The organism is Actinoplanes sp. G11-F43 (assembly GCF_050589265.1).
In the GTDB taxonomy this organism is placed as follows: domain Bacteria; phylum Actinomycetota; class Actinomycetes; order Mycobacteriales; family Micromonosporaceae; genus Actinoplanes.
In genome coordinates, this window is sequence record NZ_JBNZCE010000060.1 from 17,446 (window position 1) to 34,336 (window position 16,891).

Here is a 16,891-nt window from a genome sequence, read left to right on the forward strand (position 1 = left end):
GACGAGGCGCCGGCCCGGCCACCCGACGACAGGAAGCCCATGCGGAAGGAAACCCCTCAAGCGCTGACGGACCGGCCCCGGGTCACCGTCGTCATCCCCTGCTACAACTACGGGCACTTCCTCGCTGAGTGCCTGGCGACCGTCTTCGCCGACAGCGACCGGGTCGACGTGGACGCGCTGATCGTCGACGACTGCTCACCGGACGGCAGCGCCGATGTGGCCCGCGAGCTGGCCGCCGCGGACCCGCGGGTCACCGTGATCGCGCACGAGACCAACAAGCGGCACATCGCCACCTACAACGAGGGCCTGGCCGCCGCCACCGGGGAGTACGTGGTGCTGCTCTCCGCCGACGACCTGCTGGCCAAGGGCTCCCTCGCCCGGTCGGCGGCGCTGCTGCGGGCGCACCCCGAGGTGGGCCTGGTCTACGGCTTCTCCCGCCGGTTCACCGGCACCCCGCCCGAGCCGCGGGCCACCCTGCGGTCGTGGTCGGTGTGGGACGGGCCGGAATGGGTGGCCGCGGTCACCCGCACCGCCACCAACCCGATCTACACGCCCGAGGTGATGATGCGGGCGACGACCATGAAAGACCTGGTGGGGTACGACACCCGGCTCCCGCACGCGGCCGACTACCACCTGTGGCTCCGGGCCGGCACCCGCGGCGGGATCGGCCGGGTCAACGGTGTGGACCAGGCGTTCTACCGGGTGCACGGGGCCAACATGCACACTGGCGAGTACTCCGGCGACGTGCTCGACATCGAGCAGCGGCACCTGACGTTGCGGATCCTGTTCGATGAGGACGGCCACCTGTTGCCCGATCCGGATCGGCTCCGTGCGGACGCGTACCGGGCGCTGGCTCGTGAGTCCTTGATTCTGGCCTGTCGCCCTTATGAACGGGGCGGCGACCCGGGGGACACCGCGGCGCTGGCCCGGCTCGCCGAACTCGCCACCGAGATCTGGCCGGCCATCCGGGAGAGCGCTCTGTGGCGCTCCTGGGAGCGGTACTCGTCCGGCCGTGGACCCCTCGTCCCGGCTCCGGTCACCGCACTGCGCGACCGCGCGGTGCTCCACCTCGGATGGCGTCGCTGGCGCCACTCCGGCATCTCCCCGGCGGTACGGTCACTGTGACGAGCACACCCGTGGACAACGACGACGTCATCGTCCTGTCCGGTCTGACGAAACTCTACGAACCCACCCCCAACTGGATGCGGATCTTCGCTCGTTCGCACCTGGCCGAGCCGGTCAAGGCCCTGGACGGCATCGACCTCACGGTGCGGGCCGGGGAGATCTGCGCGATCGTCGGGCCGAACGGCGCCGGCAAGACCACCCTGTTCCGGATCCTGGTCGGCCTCACCACCTCCACCGGCGGCACCGCCACCGTCCTCGGCCTGGACGCCGAACGCGACTCCGAACAGGTCCGCCAGGTGGTCGGCTGGATGCCGTCCGAGGACCGCAGCCTGCTGATGCGGGCCACCTGCAAGGAGAACCTGCAACTGCACGGCCGGCTCCAGGGCATGCCCCGGCAGGAGCTGGCCGAGCGGATCCCGTACGTGCTGGAGACGGTGAACCTGACCCCGCAGACCGAGTCGGTGGTGGCCGGGCTGTCGGCCGGCATGCGGGCCCGGCTGCGGCTGGCCCGGGCGATGCTGCCCGGCCCGCGCGCGCTGATCCTGGACGAGCCGACCGGGGCCGTCGACCCGATCGCCGCGCACGGCCTGCTCACCCTGATCATGGACCTGGTCAAGCAGGAGCGGCTGGCGGTGCTGATCTCGTCGCACCGGCTGGAGGAGATCGAGGCGTTGCAGTCGCACGCGCTGCTGATGGACCGGGGCCGGGTCAAATACTCCGGCGACCTGGACAGCCTGCGCCGCGAATGGGACCGGCCGGTCGTCGAGTTCGTCCTGGACAGCCCGGCCACCGCGTACGCGGTCGCGGACCTGCTGCCCGGCGCGGCCGTGGACGACACCTCGGTACGGGTGCCGCTGGCCGGGGACGAGCCGGTCGGTGTGCTGCTGACCCGGCTGGGCCCGCTGGCCGCGTCGATCCGGCACGTGCGTGAACATCCGATGCCCCTGCGCGACCTGATCGCCCGGGTCTACGAACGGGGAACCGTGGCATGACCTCCGTGTATCCGTCGATGGTTCATGAGCGCAGCCGGTTCACCAAGATCAAGGACACGCTGGAGGCGTACATCCGGATCGATCTCGTCGAGGAGCGGATGTTCCCGGCGTCGACGATCATGCGCTACCTGGCCGTGGTGTTCCCGGTGCTGCTGTACTACTTCCAGAGCACCTTCCTCACCATCACCGACGAACTGTTCATGACCATGCTGATCGGCGCCGCGGTGATCGCCGGCCTCCAGGACGCGCTGACCGGCCTGACCAGCCGGCTCAACTTCGCGATGGAACGCGGCACCCTGGAGACCTACCTGGTCGAGCCGGTGCCGTGGGCGCTGATCCCGATCGCGATGAACATCTGGCGCAGTGTCACCGGCGCCCTGCTGGCCTGTGTGATGGTGGCGCTCGGCGGGCTGCTCGGCGGCCCGGTGCACGCCGCCGGCATCCCGGCCGCGCTGCTGGTGCTCTTCCTCGGCATCCTGGCCTGCAACGCGCTCGGCTCGTTCGCGGCCAGCTTCATCCTGCTGTTCAAACGGGGCGAGCCGGTGGTGATGCTGTACAGCCTGGCCGCGTCGGTGCTGGGTGGGGCGCTGTTCCCGATCGAGGTGCTGCCGGTGTGGATCCGGTGGGCCAGCTATCTGGTGCCGCACTCGTACGTGATCTCCTCGGTCCGTCAGCTGCTGATCCCCGGCATGCCCTCCGAAGGACTGTCGCCGCTCGCGGCCACCCTGATCCTGGCGGTGTTCTGCCTGGTCACGTTCGCTCTCGGGCTGTTCGTCTTCGACCGTTCGCTACGGCTGGCCCGCCGGCTGGGGATCCTGAGTATCTGATGAGTCCTGACCTGAACCGGCTCAACGCGCGCCGCCGGGAGACGGTCCGGCTCCTGCGGGAGTCCGGAGTCCGTGGCGTCGCGCAACGGGTGGCCCGGGTGGCCTACAAACGGCTGGGCGCCTCCGAACTGGAGACCCAGCTCGACCTCGACCTGGTCGCCGACTCGCGGGACCTGCGCCCGGCCGTACCCGAACGGCGCCCGGACCGGGGCACCCCGCTGACCGTCGGCTGGATCTGCTCGCCACCCGGCGGCGGATCCGGTGGGCACACCACGTTCTTCCGGATGATCGAGGGGATGGAGGCCGCCGGGCACACCTGCGTGCTTTACCTCTACGATCCGTTCCGCGGTGACCTGGACCGGCACATCGCGGTGATCCGGCGGCACTGGCCGGGGATGCGCGCCGAGATCCGGTCGGTGGCGGCCGGGCTGGAGCCCCTGGACGCGTACGTGGCGTCGGCCTGGGAGACCGCGCACATCCTGGCCGCCCGGGCCGCCCTGCCCACCCGGCGGCTGTATTTCATCCAGGACTTCGAGCCGTTCTTCTACCCGCAGGGCTCGCACTACGCGCTGGCCGAGGACACCTACCGGTTCGGGTTCCGGTCGATCACCGTCGGGCCGATGCTGGCGAACCTGCTGCGGGACCGGTTCGGCGTACAGGCCGCGGTGGCGAATTTCGGGATCGACACCGCGGTGTACGGGCTGAGCAACCCGGCCCCGCGCACCGGTGTGGTCTTCTACGCCAAACGGGACGTGCCCCGCCGCGGGTTCCTGCTCGGGCTGCTGGCGTTGCGCGAGTTCCACCGGCGGCACCCGGACCAGCCGATCCACATCTTCGGCGACCCCACCGTCGAGGTGCCGTTCCCGGCGGTCAACCACGGGGTGCTGAGCCCGGCCGGGCTGGCCGAACTCTACAACCGGTGCGCGGCCGGGATCGCCATGTCGTTCACCAACCTGTCGCTGGTGCCGGACGAGATGCTGGCCTGCGGGGTGGTGCCGGTGATGGCCGAATCCGAGTACGCCAAGGTCACCCTGGACAACCCGTACGTCCGGTGGGCGCATCCGACCGCGCACGGCCTGGCCGAGGCGCTCGGTGCGGCGGTCACCGGCGACGGACCGTCCCCGCGGGTGGTGGCGGCGAGCGTCCGGGCCACCCCGTGGGACGAGGCCAAGCGGGTGACCCGGGAGACGATCGAGGACGAGGTGTACGGCTAGTTCCGTGTGCCTGTCCGCGGCTCGATTCGAGCCGCGGACAGGCACACGATGTTCAGAGGATCACGACCGAGCGCAGCACCTCTCCCGCGTGCATGGTGTGGAAGGCCTTCTCCACGTCCTCCAGGCCGATGCGCTCGGAGACGAAACGGTCCAGCGGCAGGCGGCCCTGCCGGAACAGGTCGATGAGCATCGGGAAGTCGCGTTCCGGCAGGCAGTCGCCGTACCAGGAGGACTTCAGGGCACCGCCCCGGCCGAACACGTCCAGCAGCGGAAGCTCCACCGTCATCTCCGGCGTCGGCACACCCACCAGCACCACCGTGCCGGCCAGGTCGCGGGCGTAGAACGCCTGCTTCCAGGTCTCCGGGCGGCCCACCGCGTCGATCACCACGTCGGCGCCGAAACCGCCGGTCAGCTCCTGGATCGCGGCGACCGCGTCGACCGCCGACGCGTCGACGGTGTGGGTGGCGCCCAGGTCGGTGGCCCACTCCAGCTTCCGGGGATCCCGGTCGACGGCGATGATCGTGGTGGCGCCGGCCAGGCGGGCGCCGGCGATGGCCGCGTCACCGACGCCGCCGCAGCCGATGACCGCGACCGAGTCGCCCCGGCCGACCGCCCCGGTGTTGACCGCCGCGCCGATGCCGGCCATCACGCCGCAGCCGAGCAGGCCGGCGACGGCCGGATCGACCGACGGGTCGACCTTGGTGCACTGGCCGGCGTGGACCAGGGTCTTGTCGGCGAACGCGCCGATGCCCAGGGCCGGGGACAGCTCGGTGCCGTCGGTGAGCGTCATCCTCTGCTTGGCGTTGTGGGTGGCGAAACAGTACTGCGGGCGGCCCCGCTTGCAGGCCCGGCACTGGCCGCAGACGGCACGCCAGTTGAGGATCACGTAGTCGCCGGGGGCCACGCCGGTGACACCCGCGCCGACGGTCTCGACGGTGCCGGCGGCCTCGTGGCCGAGCAGGAACGGGTACTCGTCGTTGATGCCGCCCTCCCGGTAGGTCAGGTCGGTGTGACAGACCCCGCAGGCGGCGATCTTGACGACCACCTCGCCGGGACCGGGGTCCGGGATGACGATGTCGACGAGTTCGACCGGGGCGCCCTTGGCGCGGGCGATGACTCCACGGACCTGCTGCGGCATGAGTGTTTCCTTCTGTTGAACGGCAATCCCGACCATATGCGGATCTGAGCATGTCGCCGCCTGATCGGGAGACCAGAAGAACCTGGTCTTCCGGCCAGGCCTAGGCTGCGATCCGTGACCACTGACCTGACCGGCCTGCGCGAGGTCGTCGACGGCCCGCTGCACGAGATCGCCGGCCGGTTCTCCCGGTTCCTGGCCGCCGACTGGCCGCACACCGCGCTCGTCGTCTTCACCCGGGAGTGCACCGGGCGGCCGCGCAAGGTCGCCGGGGCCACCGAGACCGTCGACCGGGTCACCCTGGCCGAGCTGGAGCAGGTCAAGGCCGGTGTCGAGGTCGGCCGCCCGATGGTCGTCACGGCGAGGATCGCGGGCGAGGAACGTACGACATGGGTGGTCCTGGATCCGGTCGACACGCTGCTCGTGCTGATCCCTCGCGGCGCGGCCGCCGCGGTGCCGCAGCCCGCGCGACTGGCCGGGATCTTCGGCATCGTCGCCACCTCGATCCGGCAGCAGGTCGCCCAGGCCAGCCCCGACTACCTGGCCGAGTCCCGGGCGGCGTCCAGCGAGCGGGCCCGGACCATCGCCGAGATGGCCGCGGCCCACGAGACCGCCCTGGTCACGGTCTTGAACACACTGCGATCGACGGCTCTGGACGACGGCCGGGCGCGCCGCGACGCCACCGAGACGGCGTCGGCTGCCCTCGTCGCGTTGCGGTCCGCGCCGGCGTCCGATCAGGCCGCCTCGGCGGAACCGGCGACCGCGGTCTTCGGCCGCCTGCGCCGGGAGATCCGGCAGATGCTGCGGCACCACGACGCCGAGCTGGAGTTCGTCGCCCCGGACCGGGACGACTGCCCGCTGCCGGGGGAGATCGCCTTCGCCGCGCACGCGATGTCCCGCACGGTGGTGCTGGCCCTCACCGCCCAGCCCACCCTGGGCCGGCTGCGGATCGCCTGGCAGAACAAGACCGATCAACTGCTGATCGACGTACGCGATCAGGGCCCCGGCCGTCTCGACGTGCCGGCCCTACGGCGCGAACTGGACGGCCGCGCCCGCACCCTCGGCGCCACGGTGGAACTGGACACGGTGCCCGGCTGGGGGAGTCGTGCGGTCGTCACCCTGCCGCTGGCGGCGGCCCCCGACCGGGCCGGGGAGAACGAGAGCCGCCTGTCCCGGCTGAACCGCCGGGAGTGGGAGGTGCTGCGCCTGGTGGCCCAGGGCAAACGCAACAAGGTGATCGGCGCTGAGCTGGGGGTGACCGAGAGCACGGTGAAGTTCCACGTGGCCGGCCTGCTGAAGAAGCTGGAGGTGAGCTCCCGCGGTGAGGCCGCCGCGCTGGCGCTGAACACCTGACGACACCGGAGCGGGAGTGCCGGGATCGATGGATCCAGGTATCTTGCCGCAGTGTCCAATGTGATCGCTGATCGTTACCGGCTGGTAGGACAGCTCGGCCAGGGCGGCATGGGGCGTGTCTGGGCCGCCCGCGACGAGCTCCTCCACCGCGATGTCGCGATCAAAGAGCTGGTTCCGCCACCCCGGATCCCCGACTCGGAACTCGCCGAACTGCGGGAACGCGCCATCCGCGAGGCCCGTGCGATCGCCCGGCTCGACCATCCGAACGTGGTCCGGGTCTTCGACGTGGTGTTCGGTGGCGACGACCCGTGGATCGTCATGGAGCTGGTGCCGTCCCGCTCCCTCTACGTCACCATCCGTGACGGTGGGCCGATGCCGCCGCACCAGGCGGCCCGCATCGGCCTCGGCGTCCTCGCCGGTCTGGGCGCCGCCCACCGGGCCGGGCTGCTGCACCGCGACGTCAAACCGGGCAACGTCCTGCTGGCCGACGACGGCCGGGTGGTGCTGACCGATTTCGGACTGGCGCTGGTGGCCGGGGACGCCGCGATGACCAGCACCGGGGTGGTCCTCGGCTCCCCGCAGTACCTGGCCCCGGAACGCGCCCTGGACCGGGAGATCGGCCCGGCGGCCGACCTGTGGTCGCTGGGCGCCACCCTGTACGCGGCGGTCGAGGGCCGGCCGCCGTACTCCCGCTCCTCCCCGATGACCACTCTGGCCGCCCTGGCCACCGAGCTTCCCGACGCGCCGCAGCGTGCCGGTGAACTGCTGCCCGCCCTGACCGCCCTGCTCCAGCGCGACCCGGCCCGCCGGGCGGACGCCGAGACCGCCAGGCGGCTGCTCGTCGCGGCCACCGTTCCCGGCACCCCGCGCCCGGCTGACGCGCCGGTCTACGAGGAGCCCTCGTTCGCTGCTCTTCCGGGTGCCGTCGCGCCCGTGCTGTCATCGCCCGTCTCGTCGTCTGCTGCCCCGTCGTCTGCTGCCTCGTCGTCTGCTGCCCCGTTGCCGGCCGGGCCGTCATCCGCCGTGCCCGCCGTCCCGGATTCCGCGGCCCCCGGGCCTGCCGGTCCCGCCGCCGGCGGAAATGCCCGGGTCAGGTCGGCGGTCCGGCGGTCGGCGCTGGTCTTCGGCGGGGCCGCGGCGGCGCTGCTGATCGCCGGGGCGGTCGCCTACATGCCGCTGGCGAATCCGGACCCGGCGTCGCCCGAGGCGCTCCCGGGCGTCTCGCAGCCGGGCGCGGTGAGCATCGCCCCGCCACCGCCCAGCCCGGCGGCATCCCCCGCCAACCGTCCCCGGCGCAGCCCCTCCCCGGGCGCGGTGACACCGGGTGAGGGCGCCCCGGCCCCGACCGGCAGCCGCAAGACGGCCACCGCCACCAGACCCGCGAGCAAATCCCCGGCCACCGGGGCCGTCGCCACCGGATCGGTGTTCCAGGGCGTGGGCCCGAAGACCTGCCTGTACGCGCCCGCGGGCGGCGGCCAGATCGAGACCAGGACGTGCGACGACACCGACGCCGGCCAGCTCTTCTCACTGGCCTCGGACCGGACGCTCCGGGCCCGCGGCAAATGCGCGGAAGTGGACGGAACCACCAACGGCTCCCTGGTGACGCTGGTGACGTGCACCGGCGCCCAGGCCCAGCAGTGGACCTACACCGCCTCACGCGAACTGGTCACCGCGCTGGGCGGCAACTGCCTGGACATCCCGTTCGGCAAGGAGGCCGAGGGCCTGGCGATGAACGTCTGGGTCTGCGTCGGCAAGGACAACCAGCACTGGCGCCACCCGTGACCGGTCAGGAGCCGGCGATCCCGGCCAGGTGCCCGGCCTGCACGTGGGTGCTGAACCGCCGCTCGACATCCCGCCGGGCGGCGGCCCCCATCTCCCGGGCCCGGTCCGGGTCGGCGAGCAGTTCGGCGACGGCGGCGGCGAGGGCCTGACCGTCGCCGGCCGGCACCAGCAGCCCGGTCTCACCGTGGGTCACGTAGTCACGCATACCCGGAGTGTCGGTGACCACTACCGGCCGCCCGCAGGCCATCGCCTCCAGGGTCACCGAGATGCCACTGACGTGCAGGTTGGGCCGCAGCGCGACGACAGTGACGGCCCCGCGCCGGTAGAGGTCGCGCATCCGCGGATGGCTGAGCTCACTGTGCCGGACCCCCCACTCGGGTGGCACGTCGACCACCTGCCGGGTGGCGAGTTCGAGTCGCAAGCCGGGCTCTTTCCGGCGTGCCTCAGCCAGCGCCGCGAGCAGGGTGCCGTGGTCCCGGTGCCGGTCGTTCCCGGCACTGACGACAAGCCGCCCGTCCCCCTCACGTGCCGCGCTCCGGTCCGTATCGAACCGCGGGTGGTCACGCTGTGCTTCGTGTGCCGCGCTCCGGTCGGTATCGGACCGTATGTGGCCACGCTGTGCTTCGTGTGCCGCGCTCCGGTCGGTATCGGACCGTATGTGGCCACGCTGTGCTTCGTGTGCCGCGCTCCGGTCGGTATCGAACCGTACGTGGTCACGCTGTGCTTCGTGTGCCGCGTTGCGGTTCGGACCGGGCCGCGGGACGGCACTCGGGGTGAAGAAGTCGGTGTCGATGCCGAACGGGAGGTGGACCAGGCGGGTTTCCGGCACTCGGAACGTATCGCGTAATACCGGCAGCTGGGCTGAGGAGAGCGCCCACACCCGGTGGGCCCGGCGCAGGCCGCCGCCGGCCAGGAGGCGGTGCAGGCGGCTGTCGCGCTGTTCGTCGGTCAGCCAGATCACGCCGGTGATCACCCGATGGCTTCGGGCCGCGGGAACCCCGGAGCGTTCGTCCCAGCACAGCACCACGTCGGTGTCGGGGAGCGGGGTGCGGGCCTCCAGCCACTCGTACCGGCCCAGGCCCCGGGCCAGCCGGGCCAGCCGCGCATCACCGCGGTAGGCGGGGGCCGGGGTCACGTCGACGCCGTGGGCGCGCATCCGGTCCAGGCCGTACGGCCAGGCGTCCGGCACCTCACCGCGGGCGTGCCGATGCTGCCACTCGGCGGCGTCGAGCCGTCCACTGAGCCGGAAGGTCACCCGCATCGTCACTGTCCTCCGGGTCGTACCACGGCGGGCGACCAGGCGTCGCGCACCAGGATCTCGGGGCTGCCGGAGCCGTCGGCGGGCACCCGCCACACGTCGCTGGAGGCGGTTCCGGCGGTCTGCCGGGGGAGTCCGTAGACCACGGTCCGGTCGTCGAGCCACTCCACCTGGTCGTCGACGCTGTGCGTCTCGGCGAGCACGGTCTCGGTGCCGGTGCGCAGGTCGTACACGGCCAGCCGCCATCTGCCGGCCGGCAGATCGCCGTGTCTCTTGAAGGCGACCCGGGTCCGGTCGGGGGAGAGCGACGGGCATTCCACGTCACTGCGGAGAGCTTTCACGGTACGGGCGGAGAGGCTCCCCTCGACCAGCCAGGTGGTGCCGCCGGACGCCGCCGTGGCATAGAACCGGTCGTCGTCGTAGAACGTGACGCCCCACAGGTTCTTGTCCACCGCGGTGATCGTCTTCCCGTCGACGACCAGCTTGAACTTCTCGATGTCACCGATCTCGGCGCCGCCGGTGCGGGTGACGACCGTACGGGTGGAGAACTGTCCGGGGTTGGCGTAGGAGTCCCCGAACACGAACGTGGTGGTGGCGGCGAGGGTGCCGTCGCGGGAGAGCCGGGCGCGGCTGGGGATGCCGGTGAGGGTGAGTTCCCGGCTGCGGGCCCAGGCGGCATCGAGCAGGAACGCCTGATATTTCGTGACAAGTCCGCGCTTGGCGGTCAGGCAGATCGCCTCGGCCCCGGTGGCGTAGACCCGCTCGCACGACGCCGGAGTGAACGTCCGCGGCCCGTCCGGAGCATTCAACGGCACCAGCGCGACCTTGCCGTAGTCGGCCCCCAGCGCGGTGCTCCGGAAGACGAGATGCGGCCCGGCCCGCAGCGTGGACAGGTCGCCCCCTTGCCGGACCTCGGGAGCGGCAGCCAGCGTCTCCGCCTGGACAGAACGTTCGTTCTGCACGTAACCGACCGCCCCGGCCAGCGCCGCCATCAACACGGCCACCAGCAGCGCCACCCGGTACCGCAGACTCACGACTCCACCACACCGGGGGTGGCGGCATCGTCGTGGACGCCCCGCAGCAGCCACCACACGAACGGGATCGCCACCAGCAGCACCCCACCGAAGATCAGCAGGGACGACCCCGGCCCCTGGACACTCCACATCAGCCCGAACAGCACCGACGAGGCGAACCGGGCCAGTGCCACCACGGTCTGCGCCGCCGCGATCCCACTGCCCCGCGCCTCGGCCGGCACCAGCCGGCTGACCAGCGCGGGCAGCACCCCGTCGGTGGCCGCGTAGAACACCCCGAGAAGCAGCAGCACGCTCAGCGTCACGCCGACCCCGCCGGACGGCAGCGCGGCCAGCAGATAGCAGGCCAGCAGGGCACCGTGCCCGGCGACCAGCACCCGGGCCCGGCCCACCCGGTCGGCGAGCCGGCCCAGCGGCACCGCCAGGGCCAGGTACGCGATGTTCGTGCCCACGTAGAGCAGCGGGAACCAGAGGGCGGCGAAGTCGTCGCGCTCCTGCAACGACAGGTAGAGGAAGCCGTCCCCGACGGTGAGCAGGCCGAGCAGTCCGGCGGCGAGCAGTGGGCGGCGCAGCGGCCGGGCGCCGACGGCCCGGAAGGCCCGGCGCAGCCCGATCCGCGCGGCCCCGGCGGCCGGCCGCAGGTTGGGCACGAACAGCACCAGCACCGCCACCCCGACCACGGCGAACGCGAACGACACCACCCAGATCGAGTCGTAGCTGCCCGGCACCACGGCCAGCAGCGCGAACGCGACGAGCGGCCCGATCGCGGCGCCGATGGTGTCCAGAGTGCGGTGCACCCCGAAGGCCCGGCCCAGCATCCGCGGATCGGACGACTCGGCGATCAGCGCGTCCCGGGGCGCGGTGCGCAGCCCTTTGCCGAGCCGGTCGGCGGTGACCACAGCGGTGATGGCGGCGAAGCCGGTGGCGAACAGCATGGCGATCCGGCTGACCGCGGAGGCGCCGTATCCCAGCACGGCCACCCACTTGGGCTGCCCGCCCCGGTCCCCGGCATAACCGCCGGCGATCCGCAGGAAGGCGCTGACACCCTGGTACATGCCGTCCAGGAAGCCGTACGCCACCGGGCTCAGCCCGACCGCGGCGGTCAGGTAGAGCGGCAGCACCGAGGCCACCATCTCCGACGACACGTCGGTCAGCAGGCTCACCGTGCCGAGCAGCAGCACGGTGGTGGCGACCTTTCCGGCCGCGGACCGTCCCTCGGCGGGACGGTCCCGAACTGTCACATACACGCTTTCCTCAGCAGGTCGGCGACCCGGGCCTGCTGGTCCGGGGTGATCTGCGGGTAGATCGGCAGGGAGAGGATCTCGCCGGCGACCCGTTCGGCGTTCGGGAACGAGCCGCCGAGCGCGGCGAACGCGCCGGTCCGGTGCACCGGGATCGGGTAGTGGATGGCCGCGCCGACCCCGGCGGCGTTGAGTGCGGCGAGCACCTCGTCCCGGTTCGGGACGCGGACGCAGTAGATGTGCCAGACGTGTTCGTTGCCGTCCAGCGTGACCGGGCGTACCACCGTGTCCAGGTCCTGCAGCAGCTCGTCGTAGCGGGCGGCGGCGGCCCGGCGGCGCTCGTTCCACCCGGCCAGCCGGGCCAGCTTGGCCCGCAGCACCACCGCCTGCAGGCCGTCCAGGCGACTGTTCACCCCGATCACGTCGTGGTGGTATTTGCGCAGGCCACCGTGGCTGCCGATGGTCCGGACCGCGGTCGCCCACTCCTCGCTGGAGGTGGTCACCGCGCCGGCGTCGCCGTACGCCCCCAGGTTCTTGCCCGGGTAGAAGCTGGTCGCCGCGATCCCGTCCACCCCGGAACCCCGGCCGTGCCGGGTGGCGCCCTGGGACTGTGCGGCGTCCTCGACGATCGGCACCCCCGCCGCCCGCAGGCGCTCCACCGGGGCGAGCTGCCCGTAGAGGTGCACCGGCGCGATCGCCCGGGTGCGCGGGGTGACCGCGGCCAGCGCGGCATCGGTGTCGATCAGGTAGGTGCCCGGATCGCAGTCCACCAGCACCACCTCGGCCCCGGTCCGGGCGACCGCCTCGGCGGTGGCGATGAACGTGTTGGCCGGCAGGATCACCTCACCGCCCGGCCCCACCCCGGCGGCCCGCAACGCCAGCTCCAGGGCGTCGGTGCCGTTGGCCACCCCGACACAGTGCGGCAGGCCGGCGAAGGCGGCGTACTCGCGCTCGAACGCGGCCACCTCGGCCCCACCGATGAACGCGGTGTCCGCGATGACACGCTTGAATCCGGCCTCGACCTCCTCGGCCACCTCCGCGTGCGCGGCGGCCAGATCGACGAGGGGGATGCGGCTCATGACGTCAGCTCCTTGACTTCGCGCAGGAAACGGGCCGGATTCCCGGCCCAGACCTGATGGGCGGGCACCTCACGCAGCACCACCGAGCCCATCCCGACCAGTGACCCGGCGCCGACCGTGACACCCTCCCGGATCAGCGCGCCGGCCCCGAGATAGGCGCCCTCGCCGACCACCACGCCACCGCCCAGGCGGACCCCGGAGGCGATCGTGGCGTACGGCGAGACCAGGTCGTCGTGGGTGAGCACCGCCTGCGGCATGACCGCCACGTGGCCGCCCACCGTCACGTCGGCGGTCAGCACCGCCCCGGCCAGCAGGACCGAACCGGCGCCGATCGTGCTGCCGGCGCCGATCGAGACCGACGGGTGCACGACGGTGGCGTACCTCTCCACGGGCAGGCCGAGGCGTTCGACGATGCGCCGCCGCGCGGTGTAGGCGCGGGGATTGCCCACGCACACCACCACCGCGGCGTCCATGTCGCGAACACCGTCGACCGGCCCGAGGATCGGCAAACCCGAGCGCTGGGTCCCGTTCAGCGCCGGGTCGTCGTCGGTGAAGCCGAGGACCCGCCAGCCGGCGTGCGCCGCGGCGGCGGTCTCCCGGGCGAATCCACCGGCTCCCACGATGACCAGGTCCTTCACCGGGTGGCCAGCTCGCGCAGCACGCCGGTGATGTGGTCCTGGTCCGCTTCGGTGAGTTTGTGGTGCAGGGGCAGGATCAGCGAGTCACGGGTGATCCGCTCGGTCACCGGCAGCGGTCCCGGAGTGATGTCAGCATAGGCCGGCTCCAGATGGGCGGCCATGATCCCCCGCCGGGCGGAGACGCCTCGCGCCGCCAGCTCGGACAGGACGTCGTCGCGGTTCACCGGGAAGCCGTCCAGTAGCACCCAGAACGACTGGTAGTTGGTCTGGCCGTAGGCGGGATCACGTACCGCAATAAGTCCGTCAATATCGGACAAAAGCGCGTGATAGCGCTCGGCTAGCTGTCGTCGTTGAGCCACCAAACCGGACAACTTGCCCAACTGGACCAACCCTACCGCCGCCTGGATGTCAGTCATCCGGTAGTTGAAGGCCGTCTCCAGATAGGCCTCCAGAACGGGCTGCTTCGAGGCGTGCCGATCCGCGGCGGACACGTTCATCCCGTGCTCACGGAGGCGCCTGAGCCGGGCCGCGTCGTCCGCCGACGAGACGGTCACCATCCCGCCCTCACCAGTGGTGATCAGCTTGCGCGGATGGAACGACCATGCCGCGATGGACGCCTCGGTACCGGCCGGCCGGCCGTAAGCGGTGGAACCCGCGGCGCACGCGGCGTCCTCGACGAGCTTCAGCCCCCAGCCGTCGGCCGCCTTGCGCAGCGCCACCGTGTCGAACGGAACCCCGCCCTGGTGCACCGCGATGACCGCCCGCGTCGAAGGGGTGCGCACCGCATCGATGGTCTCCACTGTCAGGTTTCCGGTGGCCAGGTCGACGTCGGCGAAGACCGGGGTGGCGCCGACATAACGGACCGCGTTGGCGGTGGCGATGAACGACAGCGACGGCACGATCACCTCGTCGCCCGGCCCGATACCGAGCAGCACCAGCGCCAGGTGCAGCCCGGTGGTGCACGAGCTGACCGCCACCCCGTGCCCGCCGCCGACCGCGGCCGCGAACTCCTGCTCGAACCGGGCCACCCGCGGCCCCTGCGCCACCCAGCCGGACCGGACCGCCTCGGCCGCCGCCTGCGCCTCTTCCTCCCCGAGGTCGGGGATCATCACCGGGATCACTTGGACGACCGCCACCAGTCGACCAGGCCCTCCAGGCCCTTCTCCAGGGTGAGTTCCGGCTTCCAGCCCAGCACCCGCTCGGCGCGGGAGATGTCGGCGAGCCGCCGGGTGACGCCGTTGACCGCGCGGGCCGGGCCGTGCACCGGGGCCAGCTCCGACTTCATCACCGTGCTCAGTGCCGCCGCCAGGTCGACCAGGCTGGTCTCGGTGCTGCTGGCGATGTTGAACACCTCGTCGGTGACGTCGGCGCGGGCGGCCAGGATGTTGGCCCGCGCGATGTCGGCCACGTGCACGAAGTCCATGGTGGCCAGGCCGTCGCCGAGGATCAGCGGCGGCTCACCGGCCTCGATCCGCTCCATCCAGCGGATCAGCACCTCGGTGTAGAGGCCGTGGATGTCCATCCGGGGCCCGTACACGTTGAAATAGCGCAGCGCGACGTAGTCGAGATCCTTCATCGCCTTGAAGCTGCGCAGGGTCGCCTCGTTGAACGCCTTCGCCGCCCCGTAGAACGTGTCGTTGTTGTACGGGTGGTGCCGCTCGGTGGTCGGGAACCGCTCGGCCAGCCCGTAGACCGACGCCGACGACGACGCGATCAGCTTCCTGACGCCCGCCTCGGCCGCAGCCTCGATCACGTTGAAGGTGCCGTCGACGAGCACCTCATTGGCGAGCCGGGGTTCCTCGGCGCACTGGGTGATCCGGATCGCGGCCAGGTGGAAGACGAGATCCCTGCCCTCGGTCAGCTCTTTCACCAGCGAGATGTCCCGGATGTCACCCTCGACGATCCGGACGCCATCATGCCCGGCCAGATTCGACCGCCGCCCCCGCACGAAGTTGTCCAGCACGACGATCTCCGACGCGCCCCCGCGCACCAGCTCGTCCACCACGTGCGACCCGATGGTGCCCGCGCCGCCGGTGACGAGAACGCGCGCGCCCTCGATCTCTACCCCTGTCACGCCATGTGCCCTTCATCCAGCTTGATCATGGTTCCGCCCTCGGTCAGGCTGCGCGACGCCGCCTGCAGGATCTCCAGCACCCGCAGCCCGGACCGGCCGTCGGTCAGCGCGGGAGTGCCGGTGGTGATGGCCCGGGCGTACTCGTCGACCATGGTGCGCAGCGCCTCCCGCTCGGTGAGCGCGGGCGCGACCATGTCGCCGGAGCGGTACGACACCAGGATGTCCCGGCGCTGCTCGTCACCCAGCTCGTCCGGGGACGCCACGTCCACCCCGCGGTCGTAGAGTGACAGCCGCTGGCTCGGGTTCAGGTCGTCCCAGACCAGGGTGCGTTTCGAACCGCCGAAGATGGCGGTGCGCACCTTCACCGGGGACAGCCAGTTGACGTGGATGTGCGCGATCGCACCGTTGGACAGCTGCAGCGTCAGGTAGGCGACGCAGGCCCGGCCGGCCCCGATCCCGTCCGCGCCGTGGGCGGCCACCGCGATCGGGCGGACCGACGGCGGGAGCACGAAGTCCAGGATCGACAGGTCGTGCGGCGCCAGATCCCAGATCACGTCGATGTCCCGCTGGACCAGGCCCAGGTTTATCCGTACCGAATCCAGGAAGTGCAGTTCGCCCAGCTCGCCGGCGGCGAGCAGATCGCGGATCCGCAGCACCGCCGGGGTGTAGCAGTAGGTGTGGTCGCACATCAGGGTCAGGCCGCGCCGGTCCGCCTCCTCGACCAGCGCCAGACCCTCCTCATGGGTGGCGGCCAGCGGCTTCTCGACCAGCACGTGCTTGCCCGCCCGCAACGCGGCCATCGCCACCGGCAGGTGGGTGCCGGCCGGGGTGGCGATCGCGACCGCATGCACCGACGGGTCGGCGAGCACCTCGTCCAGGTCGGCCGACACCTGAACGGTGGAGTAGCCGCCGAGCACCCGGCGGGCCCGCTCGACGTCCAGATCACAGAGCCAGCGCAGGTGGAAGGACGGGCTGCCCTGGAAGTTGCGGACCAGGTTGGGGCCCCAGTAGCCGGCCCCGACGACAGCCACGCCGATAGCAGAAGTCACGGAGATCTCTTTCATCGAAGGACGGGGACGCGGTCCGTCGGGAAAGCTATCGATCCTCTGTGGCCGGACGCCAGACGATGAATGGATTTCGGA

Annotated in this window: 15 protein-coding genes; 6 read left to right on the forward strand and 9 right to left on the reverse strand. The window is 71.7% G+C overall.

All coding sequences use genetic code 11. From position 1 onward, the window contains the following. Positions 1–39: 39 nt before the first annotated feature. From ACQ0O7_RS42890 to ACQ0O7_RS42905, 4 genes are read left to right on the forward strand one after another with little or no spacing between them, the layout of a single operon-like run. Positions 40–1,125, forward strand: coding sequence for a glycosyltransferase family 2 protein (locus ACQ0O7_RS42890; protein ID WP_430791673.1), 1,086 nt, complete (start codon positions 40–42; stop codon positions 1,123–1,125). Further along, positions 1,122–2,117, forward strand: coding sequence for an ABC transporter ATP-binding protein (locus ACQ0O7_RS42895; protein WP_430791674.1), 996 nt, complete (start codon positions 1,122–1,124; stop codon positions 2,115–2,117). Before ACQ0O7_RS42890 ends, ACQ0O7_RS42895 begins: the two co-directional genes overlap by 4 nt. Continuing rightward, entirely contained in the window at positions 2,114–2,944 is an 831-nt protein-coding gene (locus ACQ0O7_RS42900; RefSeq protein ID WP_430791675.1) for an ABC transporter permease, read from the forward strand. Before ACQ0O7_RS42895 ends, ACQ0O7_RS42900 begins: the two co-directional genes overlap by 4 nt. Further along, on the forward strand, positions 2,944–4,158 hold the full coding sequence (locus ACQ0O7_RS42905) for a hypothetical protein (RefSeq protein WP_430791676.1): 1,215 nt from the start codon (positions 2,944–2,946) through the stop codon (positions 4,156–4,158). The genes ACQ0O7_RS42900 and ACQ0O7_RS42905 overlap by 1 nt, the downstream gene beginning before the upstream one ends. Before the next feature lie 52 nt (positions 4,159–4,210). Here the strand turns inward: ACQ0O7_RS42905 and ACQ0O7_RS42910 are convergent, their stop codons facing one another. Then, positions 4,211–5,296, reverse strand: a complete 1,086-nt coding sequence (locus tag ACQ0O7_RS42910; protein WP_430791677.1) for an S-(hydroxymethyl)mycothiol dehydrogenase — start codon at positions 5,294–5,296, stop codon at positions 4,211–4,213. A 114-nt stretch (positions 5,297–5,410) separates the two neighbouring features. On the opposite strand from ACQ0O7_RS42910, the gene ACQ0O7_RS42915 reads away from it, so the two are divergent. Both ACQ0O7_RS42915 and ACQ0O7_RS42920 read left to right on the forward strand, forming a co-directional pair. Next, complete coding sequence (locus ACQ0O7_RS42915; protein WP_430791678.1) at positions 5,411–6,646, forward strand: LuxR C-terminal-related transcriptional regulator; 1,236 nt, start codon at positions 5,411–5,413, stop codon at positions 6,644–6,646. A gap of 51 nt (positions 6,647–6,697) precedes the next feature. After that, positions 6,698–8,428, forward strand: coding sequence for a protein kinase domain-containing protein (locus tag ACQ0O7_RS42920; protein ID WP_430791679.1), 1,731 nt, complete (start codon positions 6,698–6,700; stop codon positions 8,426–8,428). A gap of 4 nt (positions 8,429–8,432) precedes the next feature. Here ACQ0O7_RS42920 and ACQ0O7_RS42925 read toward each other — a convergent pair whose 3' ends face one another. The 8 genes from ACQ0O7_RS42925 to ACQ0O7_RS42960 are packed head-to-tail and all read right to left on the reverse strand — an operon-like array spanning position 8,433 to position 16,798. Beyond that, positions 8,433–9,689: a glycosyltransferase family 4 protein gene (locus ACQ0O7_RS42925; protein WP_430791680.1), complete on the reverse strand. Its 1,257-nt coding sequence runs from the start codon at positions 9,687–9,689 to the stop codon at positions 8,433–8,435. 2 nt (positions 9,690–9,691) lie between these two features. After that, a complete protein-coding gene (locus tag ACQ0O7_RS42930) occupies positions 9,692–10,720 on the reverse strand; it encodes a hypothetical protein (RefSeq protein WP_430791681.1) in 1,029 nt (342 codons plus the stop codon). Continuing rightward, positions 10,717–11,958 carry an MFS transporter gene (locus ACQ0O7_RS42935; RefSeq protein ID WP_430791682.1) on the reverse strand — a complete coding sequence of 414 codons (1,242 nt, stop codon included), beginning with the start codon at positions 11,956–11,958 and terminating at the stop codon, positions 10,717–10,719. The genes ACQ0O7_RS42930 and ACQ0O7_RS42935 overlap by 4 nt, the downstream gene beginning before the upstream one ends. After that, a complete protein-coding gene (locus tag ACQ0O7_RS42940; protein WP_430791683.1) occupies positions 11,955–13,037 on the reverse strand; it encodes a DegT/DnrJ/EryC1/StrS family aminotransferase in 1,083 nt (360 codons plus the stop codon). The genes ACQ0O7_RS42935 and ACQ0O7_RS42940 overlap by 4 nt, the downstream gene beginning before the upstream one ends. Beyond that, on the reverse strand, positions 13,034–13,675 hold the full coding sequence (locus ACQ0O7_RS42945) for a NeuD/PglB/VioB family sugar acetyltransferase (RefSeq protein WP_430791684.1): 642 nt from the start codon (positions 13,673–13,675) through the stop codon (positions 13,034–13,036). The genes ACQ0O7_RS42940 and ACQ0O7_RS42945 overlap by 4 nt, the downstream gene beginning before the upstream one ends. Beyond that, entirely contained in the window at positions 13,672–14,811 is a 1,140-nt protein-coding gene (locus ACQ0O7_RS42950; protein WP_430791685.1) for a DegT/DnrJ/EryC1/StrS family aminotransferase, read from the reverse strand. The genes ACQ0O7_RS42945 and ACQ0O7_RS42950 overlap by 4 nt, the downstream gene beginning before the upstream one ends. Beyond that, the gene (locus ACQ0O7_RS42955) at positions 14,793–15,749 is read right to left on the reverse strand and encodes an NAD-dependent epimerase/dehydratase family protein (protein WP_430791686.1); all 957 of its coding nucleotides are present in this window, start codon (positions 15,747–15,749) and stop codon (positions 14,793–14,795) included. Before ACQ0O7_RS42955 ends, ACQ0O7_RS42950 begins: the two co-directional genes overlap by 19 nt. Beyond that, the gene (locus ACQ0O7_RS42960; RefSeq protein ID WP_430791687.1) at positions 15,746–16,798 is read right to left on the reverse strand and encodes a Gfo/Idh/MocA family protein; all 1,053 of its coding nucleotides are present in this window, start codon (positions 16,796–16,798) and stop codon (positions 15,746–15,748) included. The genes ACQ0O7_RS42955 and ACQ0O7_RS42960 overlap by 4 nt, the downstream gene beginning before the upstream one ends. Positions 16,799–16,891 lie beyond the last annotated feature (93 nt).

What these genes read in the sequence shown, in the direction of transcription:
- ACQ0O7_RS42940 (WP_430791683.1), bottom strand. Translation starts at nt 13,037, where the DNA reads ATGAGCCGCATCCCCCTCGTCGATCTGGCCGCCGCGCACGCGGAGGTG.
- ACQ0O7_RS42890 (WP_430791673.1), top strand. Translation starts at nt 40, where the DNA reads ATGCGGAAGGAAACCCCTCAAGCGCTGACGGACCGGCCCCGGGTCACC.
- ACQ0O7_RS42905 (WP_430791676.1), top strand. Translation starts at nt 2,944, where the DNA reads ATGAGTCCTGACCTGAACCGGCTCAACGCGCGCCGCCGGGAGACGGTC.
- ACQ0O7_RS42900 (WP_430791675.1), top strand. Translation starts at nt 2,114, where the DNA reads ATGACCTCCGTGTATCCGTCGATGGTTCATGAGCGCAGCCGGTTCACC.
- ACQ0O7_RS42910 (WP_430791677.1), bottom strand. Translation starts at nt 5,296, where the DNA reads ATGCCGCAGCAGGTCCGTGGAGTCATCGCCCGCGCCAAGGGCGCCCCG.
- ACQ0O7_RS42925 (WP_430791680.1), bottom strand. Translation starts at nt 9,689, where the DNA reads ATGCGGGTGACCTTCCGGCTCAGTGGACGGCTCGACGCCGCCGAGTGG.